The organism is Hansschlegelia sp., assembly GCF_035538955.1.
GTDB lineage: Bacteria > Pseudomonadota > Alphaproteobacteria > Rhizobiales > Methylopilaceae > Methylopila.
In genome coordinates this window covers 177,205-193,814 of record NZ_DATLJK010000013.1, presented here as the reverse complement: position 1 = coordinate 193,814, position 16,610 = coordinate 177,205, and the positions used below count along the sequence as shown (strand labels likewise).

The 16,610-nt window shown below is 69.1% G+C and carries 16 protein-coding genes; 9 read left to right on the top strand and 7 right to left on the bottom strand.

Annotated elements, in window-relative coordinates:
• Positions 1–81: 81 nt before the first annotated feature.
• The 6 genes from VM780_RS09230 to VM780_RS09205 form a co-directional block, all read right to left on the bottom strand.
• The gene (locus tag VM780_RS09230; RefSeq protein ID WP_325446973.1) at positions 82–513 is read right to left on the bottom strand and encodes a very short patch repair endonuclease; all 432 of its coding nucleotides are present in this window, start codon (positions 511–513) and stop codon (positions 82–84) included.
• A complete protein-coding gene (locus VM780_RS09225; protein WP_325447012.1) occupies positions 510–1,652 on the bottom strand; it encodes a DNA cytosine methyltransferase in 1,143 nt (380 codons plus the stop codon). The genes VM780_RS09230 and VM780_RS09225 overlap by 4 nt, the downstream gene beginning before the upstream one ends.
• Before the next feature lie 36 nt (positions 1,653–1,688).
• Positions 1,689–1,877, bottom strand: a complete 189-nt coding sequence (locus tag VM780_RS09220; protein ID WP_325446972.1) for a YegP family protein — start codon at positions 1,875–1,877, stop codon at positions 1,689–1,691.
• A gap of 81 nt (positions 1,878–1,958) precedes the next feature.
• Positions 1,959–5,210 (bottom strand): error-prone DNA polymerase, encoded by a 3,252-nt coding sequence (locus tag VM780_RS09215; protein WP_325446971.1) that lies wholly within the window; start codon positions 5,208–5,210, stop codon positions 1,959–1,961.
• Positions 5,207–6,775 (bottom strand): DNA polymerase Y family protein, encoded by a 1,569-nt coding sequence (locus tag VM780_RS09210; RefSeq protein WP_325446970.1) that lies wholly within the window; start codon positions 6,773–6,775, stop codon positions 5,207–5,209. The genes VM780_RS09215 and VM780_RS09210 overlap by 4 nt, the downstream gene beginning before the upstream one ends.
• Complete coding sequence (locus tag VM780_RS09205; protein WP_325446969.1) at positions 6,657–7,532, bottom strand: DNA repair protein; 876 nt, start codon at positions 7,530–7,532, stop codon at positions 6,657–6,659. The genes VM780_RS09210 and VM780_RS09205 overlap by 119 nt, the downstream gene beginning before the upstream one ends.
• 601 nt (positions 7,533–8,133) lie before the next feature.
• Here VM780_RS09205 and rfbC point away from each other — a divergent pair.
• From rfbC to VM780_RS09170, 7 genes are all read left to right on the top strand, one after another.
• Positions 8,134–8,685, top strand: a complete 552-nt coding sequence (rfbC, locus tag VM780_RS09200) for a dTDP-4-dehydrorhamnose 3,5-epimerase (RefSeq protein ID WP_325446968.1) — start codon at positions 8,134–8,136, stop codon at positions 8,683–8,685.
• Between the two features lie 23 nt (positions 8,686–8,708).
• Complete coding sequence (rfbB, locus tag VM780_RS09195; protein WP_325446967.1) at positions 8,709–9,791, top strand: dTDP-glucose 4,6-dehydratase; 1,083 nt, start codon at positions 8,709–8,711, stop codon at positions 9,789–9,791.
• Positions 9,788–10,672, top strand: coding sequence for a dTDP-4-dehydrorhamnose reductase (rfbD, locus tag VM780_RS09190; RefSeq protein ID WP_325446966.1), 885 nt, complete (start codon positions 9,788–9,790; stop codon positions 10,670–10,672). Before rfbB ends, rfbD begins: the two co-directional genes overlap by 4 nt.
• Entirely contained in the window at positions 10,669–11,547 is an 879-nt protein-coding gene (gene rfbA, locus VM780_RS09185; protein ID WP_325446965.1) for a glucose-1-phosphate thymidylyltransferase RfbA, read from the top strand. Before rfbD ends, rfbA begins: the two co-directional genes overlap by 4 nt.
• Positions 11,548–11,782: 235 nt before the next feature.
• Positions 11,783–13,459, top strand: coding sequence for a calcium-binding protein (locus tag VM780_RS09180; RefSeq protein ID WP_325446964.1), 1,677 nt, complete (start codon positions 11,783–11,785; stop codon positions 13,457–13,459).
• Positions 13,460–13,650: 191 nt separating this feature from the next.
• Positions 13,651–13,776 (top strand): type B 50S ribosomal protein L36, encoded by a 126-nt coding sequence (gene ykgO / locus VM780_RS09175; RefSeq protein WP_020186918.1) that lies wholly within the window; start codon positions 13,651–13,653, stop codon positions 13,774–13,776.
• Between the two features lie 48 nt (positions 13,777–13,824).
• The gene (locus tag VM780_RS09170) at positions 13,825–14,454 is read left to right on the top strand and encodes a tetratricopeptide repeat protein (RefSeq protein WP_325446963.1); all 630 of its coding nucleotides are present in this window, start codon (positions 13,825–13,827) and stop codon (positions 14,452–14,454) included.
• A 22-nt stretch (positions 14,455–14,476) separates the two neighbouring features.
• Here VM780_RS09170 and VM780_RS09165 read toward each other — a convergent pair whose 3' ends face one another.
• On the bottom strand, positions 14,477–15,100 hold the full coding sequence (locus VM780_RS09165; RefSeq protein WP_325446962.1) for a YqgE/AlgH family protein: 624 nt from the start codon (positions 15,098–15,100) through the stop codon (positions 14,477–14,479).
• Between the two features lie 129 nt (positions 15,101–15,229).
• Between VM780_RS09165 and VM780_RS09160 the strand changes: the two genes are divergently transcribed.
• Together VM780_RS09160 and VM780_RS09155 are read left to right on the top strand one after the other, a co-directional pair.
• A complete protein-coding gene (locus tag VM780_RS09160; protein WP_325446961.1) occupies positions 15,230–16,066 on the top strand; it encodes a protein-disulfide reductase DsbD domain-containing protein in 837 nt (278 codons plus the stop codon).
• 57 nt (positions 16,067–16,123) lie between these two features.
• Positions 16,124–16,609: a peroxiredoxin gene (locus tag VM780_RS09155; protein ID WP_325446960.1), complete on the top strand. Its 486-nt coding sequence runs from the start codon at positions 16,124–16,126 to the stop codon at positions 16,607–16,609.
• The last annotated feature ends 1 nt before the right edge of the window (position 16,610 follow it).

The window sequence follows — 16,610 nt, the reverse complement described above, 5'->3', positions numbered from 1 at the left end:
TGCTCCTCTCACGGCGAATGCGGACCGCGCCCCTTTCCGGCGCCTGCCGGCACAATGGAGCGGATCGGCTTACGTTTGGTTTCAGCGATCGATCAAAGTCGTGGTCGGCTCGCCAAGATGCTGGCGCAGCCTGACCGGCAGGCCCGCACGGTCTTTCAGCTCGCACTCCCAGAGCACCAGCGGGTCCCAGCCGAGCGCGCGGAGTTCGGCGAGAACGCGGGCGTCGCGCGCGACGTTGCGGGCGATTTTGGCGCTCCAATATGCAGCGTTGGCCTTCGGCATGCGCGCGCCGCGGGCGCAGTCATGGCCGTGCCAGAAGCAGCCATGCACGAAGATCGCCTTGCGGCGCGCCGGGAAGACCAGGTCCGGATTGCCTGGCAGGTCCTTGCGGTGCAGCCGGAACCGGTAGCCGAGCGCATGCGCCAGACGGCGCACCAGCATCTCGGGTCCGGTGTCGCGCCCCTTTACGGCGCGCATGACCGCGGAGCGCGCCGCCGAGGGCGGTACGATCATCCCGCGGCCTGCGCGACGAGGCTTCCGCAGAGCAGCGGCTCCAGCAGCCCGGCGGCGAGGAACCGCACGACCGGCACAGCGACGCCGTCGCCGGCGAGCCGGTAGGCGTCGTTGTAGCTTGGCGGCAGGCGGTAGCCGTCGTCGAGACCCATCAGCCGCGCCGCCTCGCGCGGCGAGATCAGCCGGCTGCGGATGTGTTCGCCTTCGACGAGGATCAGCGTCTGCCGGCTGGAGCCGCCGGCGGGCGTCCGAAGACAGCCGGCGCGGTCGTCGAAGCGCGCCTCGGCGCGCTGCGCCTTGACACCGTTCCGGTCGCTGCGGATGCGCTTGTAGACCGACCCGACGCGCCGGTCGCCGGAGGCGGCGATCGTCCGGATCCGCTCGCGGTGCAGCGGCGCCATCAGGGCGAGCAGCGCTTCGGTCTCCTGGGGATCATGCCAGCGCACGCCGAGCGGCTCCTCCTCGACGAGGTCGGCGAGGCGCGGGACATTGGCGCGCGGCGCGGCGAGCCGCCACCAGATCCAGCGGGCCGCGGCCTCTTCGTCGAGCGCGGCATGCGCCGCAAGAAGCGCCTTCGGATGCCAGGGCGACGATGGCGCGGGAGCGGTGATATGCGGCGGCAGGTCGACGTCAGCGTCGACGGCGAGAATGAACAGGCGCGGCCGCGACTGCGGCAGGAACAGCGCGGCGTCGATCACCATCGCGCCGAACCGGTAGCCGGCCCCCGCCAGCGCCGCGCCGATCGCCGCGAAGTCCCTGCCGCCGCGGGAGGTGAGCGTTCCGACGACATTTTCGAGCACCAGCGCCCGCGGCGCGCGGCCTTGGCTCTTCAATGCGAGGAGCGCGTTCCAAAACCCCCAGAAGGCGCCCGACCGCCCGCCCGAAAGGCCGGCGCCGGCCCCCGCAAGAGAAAGGTCCTGGCAGGGAAAGGAGCCCCAGGCGAGGTCGGCGCGGCCGGGCAGCATCGCCGGCGTGACGGCGTGGACGTCGCCGACCCAAAGGTCGTCGCCGCCCCAGTTCGCGCGGTAGGCCGCAGCCTTCTTGGGGCTGAGATCGTTGGCGAACAGGCAGCGCCAGCCAGGCCCGAGGCCGGCTCGCGCCATGCCGCCGCCTGCGAAGAACTCGTAAAAGGTTGGGATCGCCGCCTCGCGTTCAGCAGGTCCGATCGTTCGCTGTCAGGCCACCGCCGTCGTGGAATCGTTCACGGGGGCCGCCGGCGCGTTCTTCTTGATCGACTCGATCGCCTTCAGCGCCGAGGCCTTGGCCTCATAGCCTTCGGAGACGAACATCGTCTCGCCGTTCGAGGCCTTGAAGCGGAAGCGATACTCGCCCTTGTTGTCCTTGTAGATCTCGAACTTGTACATCGACGTCCTCCCGAGTGGCGCCCGCTCGGGGAGCGACGCTAGATCGAATCCCGGCGGCGCGCCAAGCGGCCTTGCTCGTCCTCAGTGGAAATCCCGTGATTTCGGCATGATGCGCACCTCGCGCGGGTGGATCTGGGGCCGCGCGCCACGTTCCATCTGGGGGTGCAGGAACTCGTCGGCGTTGGAGAGCTGCGGCTTGAGCTCGCGCTCCGACAGCCGGCTGAACTCGTAAGTGCGGTCGACCAGGTTTTCCGCCACGAGATGCACGACGCCCTCCGGGCTGCGCTGCACCCGTCCCTCGATCAGCACCAGCCGCGAACCCATCACCTCCTTGCGGAAGCGCCCCATGATGGTCGGCCAGATCACCGCGTTGGCGATCCCGGTCTCGTCCGCGATGGTCATGAACACCACGCCCTTGGCGCTGCCGGGCTTCTGCCGCACCAGCACGACGCCGGCGGCCTTCAGGCGGCGCCCGTCGCGCGCCGCGCGGACCTCGGCGCAGCTCGCCGCGCCTTCGCCCGAGAACAGCGCGCGCAAAAACTGCATCGGATGGCCTTTGAGCGACAGCCGCGTGGTCTGGTAGTCGGCCACGACATGCTCCGACAGCGGCATGACGGGCAGCGGCGTCCCGGTCTCGGAGGCATGGTCGGCGGCGTCCGCCGCCTCGAACAGCGGCAGGGCGACGTCGTCCGGCAGGCGGCGCACGTCCCACAGCGCAGTGCGGCGGTCGAGCTTCATGGAGCGGAAGGCGTCGGCGTCGGCGAGTTTCACGAGCGCCGCCTTCGGCAGCCGCGCCCGGCGGCGCAGCTCCTCGATCGAGCCAAAGAGGCCTGAGCGGGCTGCGACGAGCGCATCCGCCCAATCCTGGCGAAAGCCGTCGATCTGCCGGAAGCCGAGGCGGATGCGCAGCGCGCCGTCCGGGCGACGCTCCAGCGTGTTGTCCCAAAAGCTGACCGCCACATCCGCGCCGCGCGCCTCGACGCCGTGCTCGCGGGCGTCGCGGACGATCTCGGCCGGCGCGTAGAATCCCATCGGCTGCGAATTGAGCAGCGCGCAGGCGAACGCCGCCGGATGGCGGCATTTGAGCCAGGACGAGACATAGACCAGCTTTGCGAAGCTCGCGGCGTGGCTCTCCGGAAAACCGTAGGAGCCGAACCCCTCGATCTGCTTGAAGCAGCGGTTGGCGAATTCGGGATCGTAGCCGCGCGCGATCATCCGCCCGACCATCTTGTCGCGAAACACGTCGACGCCGCCACGGTTGCGGAAGGTCGCCATCGAGCGGCGCAGCGCGTTGGCCTCCTCGCCGGAGAACTTCGCGGCCACCATGGCGATCCGCATGGCCTGCTCCTGGAACAGCGGCACGCCGAGCGTCTTCTCCAGCACCTTCTTCAGCTCGTCCTTCTCGCCATGTTCCGGCGCCGGACCGGGATAGACGATGCTCGCGGGATCCTTCGCCCGCTGCGCCAGATAGGGGTGCACCATGTCGCCCTGGATCGGACCCGGCCGGACGATCGCGACCTCGATGACGAGGTCGTAGAACTCCTTCGGCCGCAGCCGCGGCAGCATGTTCATCTGCGCCCGACTTTCGACCTGGAACACGCCGAGCGAGTCGCCGCGCGACAGCATCGCGTAGACGTCGTCTTCAGTCGGGATGGAGGCGAGCGACAGATCCTCGCCGCCATGCGCGCGGATCAGGTCGAAAGCCTTGCGGATGCAGGTCAGCATGCCGAGCGCCAGCACGTCGACCTTCATGATCTTGAGCGCGTCGATGTCGTCCTTGTCCCACTCGATGAAGGAGCGGTCCGGCATCGCGGCGGGGCCGACCGGGACGATCTCGTCCAGCCGGTCCTGGGTCAGCACGAAGCCGCCGACATGCTGGGAGAGATGCCGCGGAAAGCCGACCAGTTCGGAGGCGATTGCGACGGCGCGCTTGAGATAGGGATTTTCAGGATCGAGGCCCGCCTGGCGCACATGAACCTCATCGAGGCCGGAGCCCCAGCTGCCCCAGACCGTGCCGGCGAGCGCGGCGGCGATGTCCTCGCTCAGCCCGAATACCTTGCCGACCTCGCGGATGGCGCTGCGCGGCTTGTAGTGGATCACCGTCGCGGCCAACGCGGCGCGATGCCGGCCGTAGCGCCCATAGATGTACTGGATGACCTCCTCGCGCCGCTCGTGCTCGAAATCGACGTCGATGTCCGGCGGCTCGGACCGTTCCTTCGAGAGGAAGCGCTCGAACAGCACGTCGGTCTCCGCGGGATCGACGGCGGTGACGCCGAGCACGTAGCAGACGGCGGAATTCGCGGCCGAACCGCGGCCCTGGCACAGAATGCCGCGCGACTGCGCGTAGGCGACGATGTCGTGCACCGTCAGGAAGTAGTGCGCGTAGCTCTCGCGCTTGATGAAGGCGAGCTCCTTGGAGACGAGCTTCTCCACCTTGCGCGGCGCGCCCTGCGGGTAGAAGCGCTTCACGCCCTCACGGACGAGATCCCGCAGATGGCCGTGCGGGGTTTTGCCGGGAGGGATGGGCTCGCTCGGATAATTGTATTTCAGATCATCGAGACTGAAGACGATCCGGCCGGCGAAGCGCAGCGTCTCCGTCACCGCCTCCGGCGCCTCGCGGAACAGACGCTCCATCTCGGCTGCCGGCTTGAGGTGGCGTTCGGCGTTGGCTTCGAGGATGCGGCCGGCCGTCTCCAGCGTCAGGCCTTCGCGTATGCAGGTCACGACGTCCTGCAAAGCCCGGCGCTCAGGCGTGTGGTAGAGCGGCTCGTTGGTCGCGATCAGCGGGACGCCACAGCGGCCGGCGAGACGTCTCAGCCGCTTCAGCCGGCGCGCGTCGTCGCCGCGCCGCGGCATCGTCGCGCCGAGCCAGACCGCGCCCGGAAAAGCGCCCTGAAGCGCCTCGAGCGCCGCGCTCGTCTCTGCGCCTGGCCTTTCGGGCGGCATGACGATGGCGTTCAGCCCCTCGCCCCAAGCCAGCAGATCCGGCAGGCCGAGCCGGCATTCGCCCTTCTTCGCCCGCAGCTTGCCGAGAGACAGCAGCCGGCAGAGCCGCCCCCAGGCGTCGCGGTCGGAGGGGTGGACCACCACGTCGGGCGTTCCATCGGAAAACACGAGCCGGGCGCCCGGCAGCAGCTTCACCGGCCGCGGCAAATCGGGATTGGTCAGCGTCGCGTAAGCCCGCACCACCCCCGAGACCGTATTGCGGTCGGCGATCCCGATCCCCTCCAGGCCATAGAGGCTCGCCGCCACGACATATTCCTCCGGCCGCGACCCGGCGTGGAGAAAGGAGAAGGCGGTCATGGCCGCGAGCTCCGCAAACCGCGCGGTCATGCGAAGAGACCGTGCACGAACCAGCGCGGATGCCGGACCTCGCGGCCGAACAAGCCGTCGCGGAACAGCCAGAAGCGCGCGCCCGCGGAATCCTCCACGCGAAAATAGTCGCGTGTCAGCGGCGCCTCGTCGTGCCGCCACCATTCGAGCGCGATGCGCTCCGGCCCTTCGGCGCGCACGACATGGTGGGTCGCGCGCCGCCAGACGAAGCGCAGCGGCGGCCCGTCCGGCACCTCGGCCAGCACATCGACGGGCTCGGGCCGCGAGAACATGCGCAGCGGCCGGCGCGGCGGCTCGCCCGTAGGGCGTTCAGGCCAGGCGACCGCCTCGCGAACGTCCTGCGCCGGGCGCAGCGCGGCCTCGGCTTCCGGCCGGTGCGCGTCGCCCGGCAGGAAGCGCAGCACGCGTCGCCGACCATGACGGGCGGAGAGCCGGTCGATCAGCTCTGCGAGTTCCCCCTCCTGGCGCTCTCCCGGATCAAATCCCTGCGGGCGCGGCGTCAGCGGCTCGACGGCGAGCGCGGAGAGCCGCATGAGATCGAAGCCGAAGCCCGGATCCAGCGGGTCCGCCAGCGCGTCGAGACGCTCACGGAACAGGCGCAGCAGCAGGTCCGGGTCGCGCGTCGGCGCTCCCACCCCGAGCGCGATGCGCGCCACCTTGCCGTCGGCGCGGAAGAAAGCGGCCTCGGCGGCGCGCACCCCCTCGCCCGCCGCCTCGAGCCGGGCGGCGAGCGCGCCGGCGAGCGCGCGCAGGACTGCGAGCGCAGCCTCGGCGCTGGAGAGCGGTTCCGCGAAGCGCTGCTCGACCAGGCGCACGGGAACCGGGCGGCGCGGCGAAATCGGCGCCTCGGTGCGCCCGAGCGCATCGTCCAGGATCGCGACCAGCCTTGCGCCGAAGCGGGCGGCGAGTTCGCTCCGGCTGCGCCCGGCGACGGCGCCGACCGTCTTCAGGCCGGCGCGGACGAGGCCGAGGCGCGCAGATTCGTCCAGCCCGAGCGCCGCGATCGGCAGGCCTGAGACGAGCGCAGCCTCGCCGTCCGGCGGCGCGACGCCCCCTTGTGAGAACCAGGCGAGCGCCCGCGCCGGCCCTGCCGCGCTCGCCACCGCGGCGCGGGCCGCAATCCCCTGGCGCTGAAGACCGGCGACGAGATCTTCCGCAAGCGCCGCCTCGCCGCCAAAAAAATGCGCGCAGCCCGAGATGTCGAGCGTCAGTCCGGAGGGGGGATCAAGCGCGACGAGCGGCGTGTAGCGGTCGCACCAGTCCGCGACGGCGCCGAGCAGGGCGGCGTCCTCCCGCGGATCGGCGGGTTCGACGCGCAGTTCGGGGCAGACGGAGCGCGCCTGGGTGAGCGCCGTCCCGGCGACGCAGCCGGATGCGGCGGCCCGGGCGTCGACCGCGACGAGGCGCAGCAATCCGCCCGCGCGTTCGACGATCGCCAGCGGGCGCTCATCCGGCGCGCCGCCGGAAAGCGCCTCCCGCCGCCGTACCCGGTCGATCGACAAGGTCGGCAGGGCGAGCGCCAGGATGCGCCGGCCCCGCGCCGACGGATCGACGGCCGGCGTCATCCGCCAAAGCGGCGTCGGGCTTGAGGAGGCGGAAGCGGCCGTCATCGGCCGCCCATTCCAGCGGCCAGCGGCCGAGCGCGCCGAGCCGGTTGCGGACAAGCTCCACCGTGGCGCAAGGACGCCCCCAATCCTCGAGTGCCGGGGCGGCGAGCGGCGCCACCCGCCAGCGCGTTTCGGCGGCCGAAAGCCCGGCCGGCGCGGAGCCGGAGCTGTCGGTCCGCAGCAGCAGCGCCATGACCCCGGACCGGCCGGCGGCAAGCGCGAGCCTGCGGCCCGCCACAAGGTCGAACCGGCTGAAGGCCCCGTAAGGCTCGATCAAGGCGGCGGCCAAGGCGCGGCAGCCGAGCCCCGCTTCCGCCGCCTTGAGCGCGGCGCCCGCGTCCGGCGCCCGGAGCAGCACGATGCGGGCCGGGTCGAGGCCGAGCTCCGCAAGGCCGGGCGGCCAGGGTTCGCCGCTCTCGCGCCCCGCCATGTCCTGCCGGATCCATAACACCGCCCTCCCCTCGCCGATCGCCAGCGCCGCAAGCCCGGCGGCGAACCCGCTCGCGGCCGCCGCCGCGGCGGCCGACGCCGCCGTCACCACATGCAGCGCGCCGCGCCTCAGCCCCCCGCCGAGAACCTCGTCCACCGGCCCGACCCCGAGCGCGACACGGCCTCCGCTTCCCGGCGGCCGTCCGGCTTCGGCCTCGATCCGGGCGAGCGCGCTCCGCAGCGCGCCCAGCGTCTCCTCCGCCGCGCCCATGCCGCTCCGCCACATGAAAGTTCCTGTTTTGTTCTTATGGAATCCTCTCAGGAAGGGAGTCAACCGGCCCCTCGGCAGGTGGTGTCTAGTTTGAATTTCGGGCGCTGGAATTGGCTAGGGACTCAGGCGATTTGGCCACTTGGAAATCTTTGGTACGGTTGCCGATCGGCGAGAGAGAGGACGTGTCTCTCTGGCGACTGGCGGGACGCGCGGTAGTACTCCCGCCACGCCGAGCTCCTCCCTTGGGAGCCGCAGCCTTGCCGAGCTACGCCGCGAGCTTTGAACCGGGGCTATCAGCCCCGCCCATGTTGAAGGCGACCGAGTCTCAGGCCGCGTGCGCGGAGGCCCGGAGCTCGCCGCGAGCCGCCCCCTGTCCGCGTCGTCTCGATCACTGAGGACGATGACGGCGAGGTCGCAAGGTTCCCGGTCAAGCTCTCAGCCGTGAGGCGAGCGGGGCGCTACGGCGTAGAGAATGAACCACTATGACGATCAAGCGGCATTAAAACTCAAACCGAGACACTACCCATCGGCGGCCCGGCGGCCGAACCTGCGCTGGGCCCGATTGCTTCTTCGGCCGTTCCGGCTTAGCGGGTCGAAGCCCCTGACGGAGAGGCCGATGGAATTCGTCCGGCACGCGATAGACGGCGTGGTCGAAATACGCCCGCGTCTCGTTCCGGACGCGCGCGGCAGCTTCTTCGAGAGTTTCCGGCGCTCGGCCTTCGAGGCGGAAGGGCTTCTCGTCGACTTCGTGCAGACCAACCGGTCGCGCTCCGCGGCCGCTGGGACCGTGCGGGGCCTGCATTACCAGCTCGCGCCCGCAGCGCAGGGCAAGCTCGTCTGCGTCCTGCGCGGCGCGGTGTTCGACGTGGCGGTCGATCTGAGGCGGAACTCGCCGACCTTCGGACGGCATGTCGCGGTGACGCTCACCGCCGCCTCGGGCGCGGAGCTGCACATTCCGCCGGGCTTCGCGCATGGTTTTTGCACCCTCGAGCCGGAGACCGAGGTGCTTTACGCTGTCACGAGCTATTATGCGCCGGAGCGCGAGCGCGCGATTTTCTGGGCGGACCCGGCGCTCGGCATCGAATGGCCGGTCGCGCCGGCCGAGGCGCGGCTCTCCGACAAGGACCTGCGCGCGCCGCTGCTCGCCGACGCGCGCGATCTCTTCTGAAAACCTCCCGGGATCCGCAGCCGATGCCGCCTCGCCTCAAGGACGCCCGGATCCTCGTCACGGGCGGCGCCGGCTTCATCGGTTCGGCCGTGGTGCGGCGGCTGCTCGACACGACCGAGGCTTCGGTCGTCAATGTCGATGCGCTCACCTATGCGGCGAACCTCGCATCGCTGCCGGGGGCTGTGGAGAACCCGCGCTACGCTTTTGAGAAGACCGACATCCGCGACGCCGCAGCGATGCGCCATGTGTTCGAGCGCCATCGACCGACCGCGGTGATGCACCTTGCGGCCGAGACCCATGTCGACCGCTCGATCGACGGCCCGAAAGCTTTCGTCGAGACCAATATGGTCGGGACCTTCGTGCTGCTGGAGGAGGCGCTGCGTCACTTCCGCGGACTCGAGCCCGCCGAGCGCGCAGCCTTCCGGCTGCTGCACGTCTCGACCGACGAGGTGTTCGGCTCGCTCGGCCCGGAAGGTCTCTTCCAGGAGACGACGCCCTATCGGCCGAGCTCGCCCTATTCGGCCTCCAAGGCCGGCGCCGACCATCTGGTGCGGGCGTGGCGCGAGACCTTCGGGCTGCCGACGCTCGTCACCAACTGCTCCAACAATTTCGGCCCCTATCATTTCCCGGAGAAGATGATCCCGCTGATGATCCTGCGCGGGCTCGAAGGCTCCGAACTGCCGGTCTACGGATCGGGCGCGAATGTGCGCGACTGGCTCTACGTCGAGGATCACGCGGAAGCTCTCATCCTGGCGCTGGAGCGCGGCCTCCCAGGCGAGACCTACAATGTCGGGGCGCGCTGCGAGCGGACCAACATCGCCGTGGTGGAGGCGGTCTGCGACCTGCTCGACGCCTTGGCGCCGCCCCTCGGGCACAGCCGCCGTGACCTCATCCGCTTCGTCGAGGACCGGCCGGGACACGACGCGCGCTATGCGATCGATCCTACCAGGATCGAGCGGGAGCTCGGCTGGCGTCCGCGCGAAAGCTTCGAGAGCGGGCTCGAGAAGACGGTGCGCTGGTATCTCGCGAATCGTGACTGGTGGGAGCCGCTGCTGAAGCGGGCCGAGGCCGGCGGCGACGCGCTCGCGCGCAGGGGGCTTCGGTGACCGCGATCCTGATTACGGGCGGCCGCGGCCAGCTGGGCTCCGCGCTTCGCCGCCACCCTTGGCCCGAAGAGGTCCGCCTGTTCGCCCCCGCCCGGGAGGAACTCAACCTTTTGGACCTCGCCGCCGTGGCGGCTTTTCTGCGCAAAAACAGCGTCGCCGCCATCGTGAACGCTGCCGCTTATACGGCGGTCGATCGGGCGGAGAGCGAGATTGCGGCCGCCTTCGCCGCCAACGCCCAGATCCCTGCGGTTCTGGCCGACGCCGCGCGTCAGACGGACGCTGCGCTGCTGCATGTCTCGACGGATTACGTGTTCGATGGCGCCTCGCCGCGCCCCTACGAGATCGACGACTCCGTCAGCCCGCTGAATGTCTACGGCGCCAGCAAGGCCGCCGGAGAACTTGCGGCGCTTCGGGCGCCACGCTCAGCCGTGGTGCGGGCGTCATGGCTCGTCGGCCGCGATGGGACGAACTTCGTCCGGACGATGCTGGGGCTCGCCCGCCGGCAAGACATCGTGCGCGTGGTGACGGACCAGCGCGGCGCGCCGACGATCGCGGCGCACCTCGCGACGGCTCTTGCGGCCATCGTCCTGCGGATGACGTCGGATCGCTCGGCGCCTTCCGGCGTCTTTCACTTCGCAAACCACGGCCCCACGACCTGGCATGGCTTCGCGGCCGCAATCTTCGCGGAAGGCGTGCGGCAAGGTCTGCCGGCGCCGCGGCTCGCGGCGGTGACGAGCGCGGCGTACGGGGCGGCGGCGGCCAGGCCGGCGCATTCGCTGCTCTCGACGCGGCGACTGGAACAGGATTACGGGATCAGGCCGCGACCCTGGATCGAGGCGCTTCCGGGCCTCGTCGGCGACATCATCGGAGACGAGGCGTGAAGGGCATCGTGCTCGCCGGCGGCGCCGGCACCAGGCTGCATCCGGCGACGCTCGCGGTGAACAAGCAGCTGCTGCCCGTCTACGACAAGCCGATGATCTACTATCCGCTCTCAGTGCTGCTGCTGGCCGGCATTCGGGAGATCCTGCTGATCTCCTCGCCGGAGTCGCTCGAAAGCTACCGCAGGCTGCTCGGGAACGGCGAAGCCTACGGCATCCAGCTGAGCTACGCCGAGCAGCCGCGCCCGGAGGGCATCGCGCAGGCCTTCATCATCGGCCGCGACTTCATCGGCGACGACTGCGCGGCGCTGGTGCTCGGCGACAACATCTTCTTCAGCGCGAATCTGCGCGAGCAGCTCCAGGCGATCGTCGGGCGGCGGCGCGGCGCGACGATCTTCGCCTATCACGTCGATCAGCCGGAACGGTACGGCGTGGTGGAGATGGGGCCGGCCGACGAGGTCGTGGACATCGTCGAGAAGCCGAAGGCGCCGCGCTCGAACTGGGCGGTGACCGGGCTCTATTTCTACGACAACCAGGTGCTCGACATCGCTGCCGGGTTGCGTCCCTCGGCGCGCGGCGAACTGGAGATCACCGACGTCAACAAGGCCTACCTGGCGCGTGGCCAACTCACCGTCGAGCGGCTCGGCCGGGGCGCCGCGTGGCTCGACACCGGCACGCATGACAGCCTGCTGGAGGCCGGCGAATTCGTCCGCACCCTGCAGCGCCGGCAGGGGCTGGCGATCGCCTGCCTCGAGGAGATCGCGTTTCAGAACGGCTTCATCGATCTCGCGGCGCTCGAAGCGCGGGGCCGGCTGTTCGAAAAAACCGCTTACGGCGCATACCTCCTCCGCCTCGCGGAAGCCGGCGGCGAAATCTGAACGCCTCTGACCGCATACGCAGAACACCCAAGTGTCTGGTCCGGGCTCTCAGCGATAATATCGCCGCCGGAGGGCGACGCCCTTCCGCCTGAACGCCGCACGCGCGCCGTGCGCCCCGGTTCCGGCGCAACGCAGTCCGGGTCCCGCTTGTGGGGCGTTGCGTTGAAGCGCTCGCGCCGTTGCCGGCGAGACGAGCGCCTCCCCATCGGTCCGTCCGGGTTTGGGAGGAACAGACATGGCTGTCCATATAGGCGGCGTCGGGTCCGACACGATCAATGCCGCCACTCTTGGCGAGAATGATCAATCAAACAATTACAGCGGAGCTGAAGGGAACGACTTTCTCTACGGAGGATATCTGGCCGACAGCCTAAACGGCGGCGCTGACAATGACTATCTCTTCGGTCGCGACGGCGCCGATTATCTGTACGATGACGGCGGGGACAACCACGTGTATGGCGAGACCGGTGATGACATCATCACCGATTACGGCCTGAACTGCACCCTGAGTGGCGGATCAGGAGACGACCAGATCACCTCAGCCTATGGGTCCGACTACATAACTGGAGATGCGGGAGACGACTATATCTCCGCCAGCCAAATTGCTTCGGGGACAATCTATGGCGGCGGCGGAGAAGACACGATCTATGTGTACGGAGATAATTATTTCGTGAACGGCGACGCCGGCGACGACGAGATCAGCTTCGACGGCGGAAATTGCTCCCTCCACGGCGGAATCGGGGACGACGTATTTTCTGGACCGAACATGAACAACGCAAGATCGTCTGCGGCCGCAGATGGTCCGGCGGCTCTGATCTATGGGGAAGCCGGAGACGATTTCCTCTCCGCGTCGACATACCTGGAGACCTTCGACGGTGGGGCCGGTGAGGACGGCGTGAGCTACGACGCCAGCGCCGAGGCCGTTCGCGTCAACCTTCGAACGAACGTGAACACCGGCGGGTCCGCCCAGGGCGACAGTCTCCGCTTCGTCGAAGACGTGTTCGGCTCCGACTACAACGACGTCCTGGTCGGCGACGGCCGCATCAACTGGCTGAGCGGCGGAATCGGCGACGACACCGTAAATGGCGGCGTGGGCGGTGACGTGCTGTGGGGCGACGTCGGCAGCGACACGCTCAATTACGCCGGTTCGAGCGCAGGCGTGACGGTGAATCTCCTGACCGGCGCCGCAAGCGGCGGCGACGCCGAGGGCGATACCTTCCAGGAGTTCGAGAACCTGTCAGGCTCGTCTCACAACGACGCGCTGACCGGCGATGCGATCGGCAACCGGCTGCTCGGGCAGGAAGGCAATGACACGCTCGACGGCGGAACCGGCGCCGACAGCATGGCTGGAGGCGTCGGGAACGACACATATCTGGTGGACGACGCCGGCGATCAGGTCACCGAGGCGGCGGGCGCCGGAACCGACACGGTCAGAAGTTCAATCGCCTACACGCTCGGGGCGAACGTCGAAAACCTGGTGCTGACCGGCTCAGCCAACGTCAACGGGGTGGGCAACACGGTGGCGAACCATCTTACCGGCAATGCCGGAAGCAACCAGCTCAACGGCGGCGCCGGAGCTGACACGATGACCGGCGGCGGCGGGGCCGATTACTTCCTGTTCGGCTCGGCCCTCGGGGCGGGCAATGTCGATCGGATCACCGACTTCACGGTCGTCGATGACACGATACGCCTCGACGATTCGGTCTTCACGGGGCTCGCCGTCGGCCCGCTCGCGGCTGGGGCCTTCTACATCGGCGCGGCCGCGCACGACGCCTCGGACCGCATCATCTACAACAGCACCACCGGGGCGCTGTTCTTCGACCGCGACGGGACGGGCGGGACCTATGCGGCGGTGCAGTTCGCGACGCTCGGCACGGGGCTCGCGCTGACCAATGGGGACTTCAGCATCGTGTAGCGCGGCGCGGTCGGCGGCTGCGCGAATGCGCCGGCCGCCGGCCGCCGACCCTGTCCTCGCCCTCCGGCGGCGTCTTGCAAAATTCCGCGACCTTCTCTAGAACCCGCCCGAACGCGGCGGCTCGTCCCGCCGCTTTTGCCATTCTATGACGCAAGGCGCTGCAGCGCGGCCGGCGTCTTGAGGACTGACCGATGAAGATCCGCAACTCGCTCAAGTCGCTGCGCAACCGGCATCGCGACAACCGCATCGTCCGCCGCAAGGGCCGCGTCTACATCATCAACAAGACGCAGAAGCGCTACAAGGCGCGCCAGGGCTGATCGTGCGGCCGCTTTGACGCGGCCTGATCGCACGGTAAGCTCGACGGCATGATCCGATGCGGACTTGCCGTCAGCCTCCTGCTTCTTCAGCTCGGAGCCGCTTTCGCGGCCGAACCTGAGCTCGCGCCTTCAGATCCCCCCGAATCGCTCGCTCCGGCCGCGCCCGCTGCGCCGGAGCCGCGTGATCGCGCGGTTCAGGGTCAGGCGCTGGACGAACTGCTCGTCCAACTCGCAAAAGCCGACGAACCACGGACCGCAAAGCGCATCGCGGCGGCCGTGCAGGCCCTGTGGCGACGTTCCGGCAGCGACACGATCGACCTCCTTCTCACGCGCTCGACCCAGGCGCAGCGTCAGTCGAAGCTCGATGTCGCCATCAAGCTCATGGACGAGGTCGTGAGCCTGAAGCCCGACTTCGCGGAGGGCTGGAATCGCCGGGCGACCCTGCACTTCATGGCGAAGGACTACGACGCGGCGATGCTGGACATCCGGCAGACGCTGGCCCGCGAGCCGCGTCATTTCGGCGCCTGGCTCGGCCTCGGCCGCATCCTCGAAGATTCCGATCTCGACGCCAAGGCGCTCGCAGCCTACCGCCACGTGCTCGCGATCTATCCGCAGATCGAGGGCCTCAAAAAGCGGGTGGACGATCTGTCGCTGAAGGTCGAGGGACAGCCGATCTGATCGATCGGGGTCCTGAACGCGTTCAGGCGTGGCCGGCTTCCGGGGCGAGCTTGGCGAGATCGATGCCGATCTTCGCAAGCGCACGCTCATATTTCGTGTCGGTGTCCTCACCGAACACCAGCGCGCGATCCGCCGGGCAATTGAGCCAGCCATTCGCCTGGATCTCGGTTTCGAGCTGGCCCGGCGCCCAGCCCGCATAGCCGAGCGCGAGCAGCGCCCGCTCCGGACCGTCGCCGCGCGCGATCGCCTTCAGGATGTCGAGGGTGGCGGTGAGACAAATCCCGTCGTCGATCGGAAGCGTCGAATCCTCGATCATGAAGTCGGCGGAATGCAGCACGAAACCCCGGCCGGACTCGACAGGCCCGCCGCGCAGGATCTGGATCGCGCCGGCCTTCTCAGGCAGCCGGATCTCTTCGCCGGCGCTGATGATGTCGAGCTGCACCAGCAGGTCAGGGAAGCTGATGTGCGGCGCGGGCTTGTTGACCACGATGCCCATCGCGCCTTCGGCCGAATGGGCGCAGACATAGATCACCGTGCGGGCGAAGCGGTCGTCCGCCAGCGTCGGCATAGCGACCAGCACCTGGCCGTCGAGATAGCCCGAGGCGTCGGTGCGGTTGGCCTGATGTCGTCGGAGCATCTGCGGCATTGGCGAAGAGTAAGTGGCCTCTGGAGCTTTTGAAAGGCAGGCGAACCCGCGACGCGGCGCCGCTATGTCGAACCTTCGTCGCGAGGCCGTGAGTTGGCGCCCGCGCACAACAACCTAATTTGGGGCGACATGTTCCGAAGTCTCCTCCTGCCCCTCGCCTTTTCGCTCATCGCCGCGCCCGCGCTGGCCGAACCCGCCTCGCCATGGATCGGCGATACAGGCGCGCGCCTCCGGCTCGTCGACGGCGGCCCGGGAGACGGGGCTCGTCTGGCGGCGGTGCAGATCACGCTTGATCCGGGCTGGAAAACCTACTGGCGCCAGCCCGGGGCGAGCGGCGTTCCCCCGAGGTTCGACTTTTCCGGGTCGGATAATCTGGAGTCCGCCTCGATCTCCTATCCGGCTCCCGAACGGAACACGGACGAGGACGGGGTGACGAATGTCTACCATGGCGCCGTGACGCTGCCGGTCCGTATCGTGCCTCGAGACCCGGCTGCGCCGGTGACGCTTCGCCTGGTGGCGGATTACGGCGTCTGCGAACGGATCTGCGTGCCGACGCATGCCGAGGCGCAGCTCGAGCTCGCCCCGGATGGCGCCAAGCCGGGGCCAGCGCTTGAGGAAGTTCGGGCGGCCGCCGCCGAACTTCCCGTTTTGGAGCCGCTCGGCGCGAAGGCGTCGGTCGCGATCGCCTCCGTCACCCAGATCCCTGAGGCCGATGCGCCGGCGCTGCGGATAGAGGTCGCCGCTCCTGAAGGCGGCGGCGCGCCGCAGCTGTTCGCCGAAACTGGCGACGGCGCGTATGTCGCGGCGCCCGAGTTGATAGAGAAGCCAGCCTCGGGGCGCGCGGCGTTCCGAATCCCTCTGGACGAGCCGGATCCGCCCGCAACGGGCCTTCGTCTTACGCTCGTGGCCGCCGGCAAGGCGATCGAGACGCGCGTGCCCCTCGACGCCATAAAGCCGAGGTCCTAAGTCTCGCGAACTTCTTGGAGGCCGCGACGGCGGCTTCGCGATCCTCAGGAGACGGCCATGACGATCAAAGTCGGCGATAGGCTGCCGAACACCACCTTCCGCCGCCTCGGGCCGAACGGCCCCGAAACCGTCATGGCGGACGAAATTTTCGGCGGGAAAAAAGCCGTGCTGTTCGCAGTTCCGGGCGCTTTCACGCCGACCTGCCACAAGAACCACCTGCCGGGTTACCTCAACAACATGGACGCGCTTGCGGCCAAGGGCGTCGAGGTCGTCGCAGTGACCGCAGTCAACGACCCGTTCGTGATGGACGCCTGGGCGAACGCAACCGGCGCCAAGGGCAAGATCGAGTTCCTGTCAGATGGCAGCGCGGATTTCGCCAAGGCGATCGGCCTGGAGCTCGACGCCTCCGCCGGCGGGCTCGGCATCCGGTCGAAGCGCTACGCGATGGTGCTCGACGACATGACGGTCACGCAGCTCGCGGTCGAGGACCAGCCGGGCAAAGCCGATCTTTCGAGCGCGGAGCGCCTGCTGGAGGCTCTCTGAC

Coding starts and splice junctions, on each gene's coding strand:
- VM780_RS09220 (WP_325446972.1), bottom strand. CDS start 1,877: ATGTACAAGTTCGAGATCTACAAGGACAACAAGGGCGAGTATCGCTTC.
- VM780_RS09165 (WP_325446962.1), bottom strand. CDS start 15,100: ATGCCGCAGATGCTCCGACGACATCAGGCCAACCGCACCGACGCCTCG.
- VM780_RS09155 (WP_325446960.1), top strand. CDS start 16,124: ATGACGATCAAAGTCGGCGATAGGCTGCCGAACACCACCTTCCGCCGC.
- VM780_RS09230 (WP_325446973.1), bottom strand. CDS start 513: ATGATCGTACCGCCCTCGGCGGCGCGCTCCGCGGTCATGCGCGCCGTA.
- rfbC (WP_325446968.1), top strand. CDS start 8,134: ATGGAATTCGTCCGGCACGCGATAGACGGCGTGGTCGAAATACGCCCG.
- VM780_RS09160 (WP_325446961.1), top strand. CDS start 15,230: ATGTTCCGAAGTCTCCTCCTGCCCCTCGCCTTTTCGCTCATCGCCGCG.
- VM780_RS09210 (WP_325446970.1), bottom strand. CDS start 6,775: ATGACGCCGGCCGTCGATCCGTCGGCGCGGGGCCGGCGCATCCTGGCG.
- VM780_RS09215 (WP_325446971.1), bottom strand. CDS start 5,210: ATGACCGCGCGGTTTGCGGAGCTCGCGGCCATGACCGCCTTCTCCTTT.
- VM780_RS09205 (WP_325446969.1), bottom strand. CDS start 7,532: ATGTGGCGGAGCGGCATGGGCGCGGCGGAGGAGACGCTGGGCGCGCTG.
- ykgO (WP_020186918.1), top strand. CDS start 13,651: ATGAAGATCCGCAACTCGCTCAAGTCGCTGCGCAACCGGCATCGCGAC.
- VM780_RS09170 (WP_325446963.1), top strand. CDS start 13,825: ATGATCCGATGCGGACTTGCCGTCAGCCTCCTGCTTCTTCAGCTCGGA.
- rfbB (WP_325446967.1), top strand. CDS start 8,709: ATGCCGCCTCGCCTCAAGGACGCCCGGATCCTCGTCACGGGCGGCGCC.
- VM780_RS09180 (WP_325446964.1), top strand. CDS start 11,783: ATGGCTGTCCATATAGGCGGCGTCGGGTCCGACACGATCAATGCCGCC.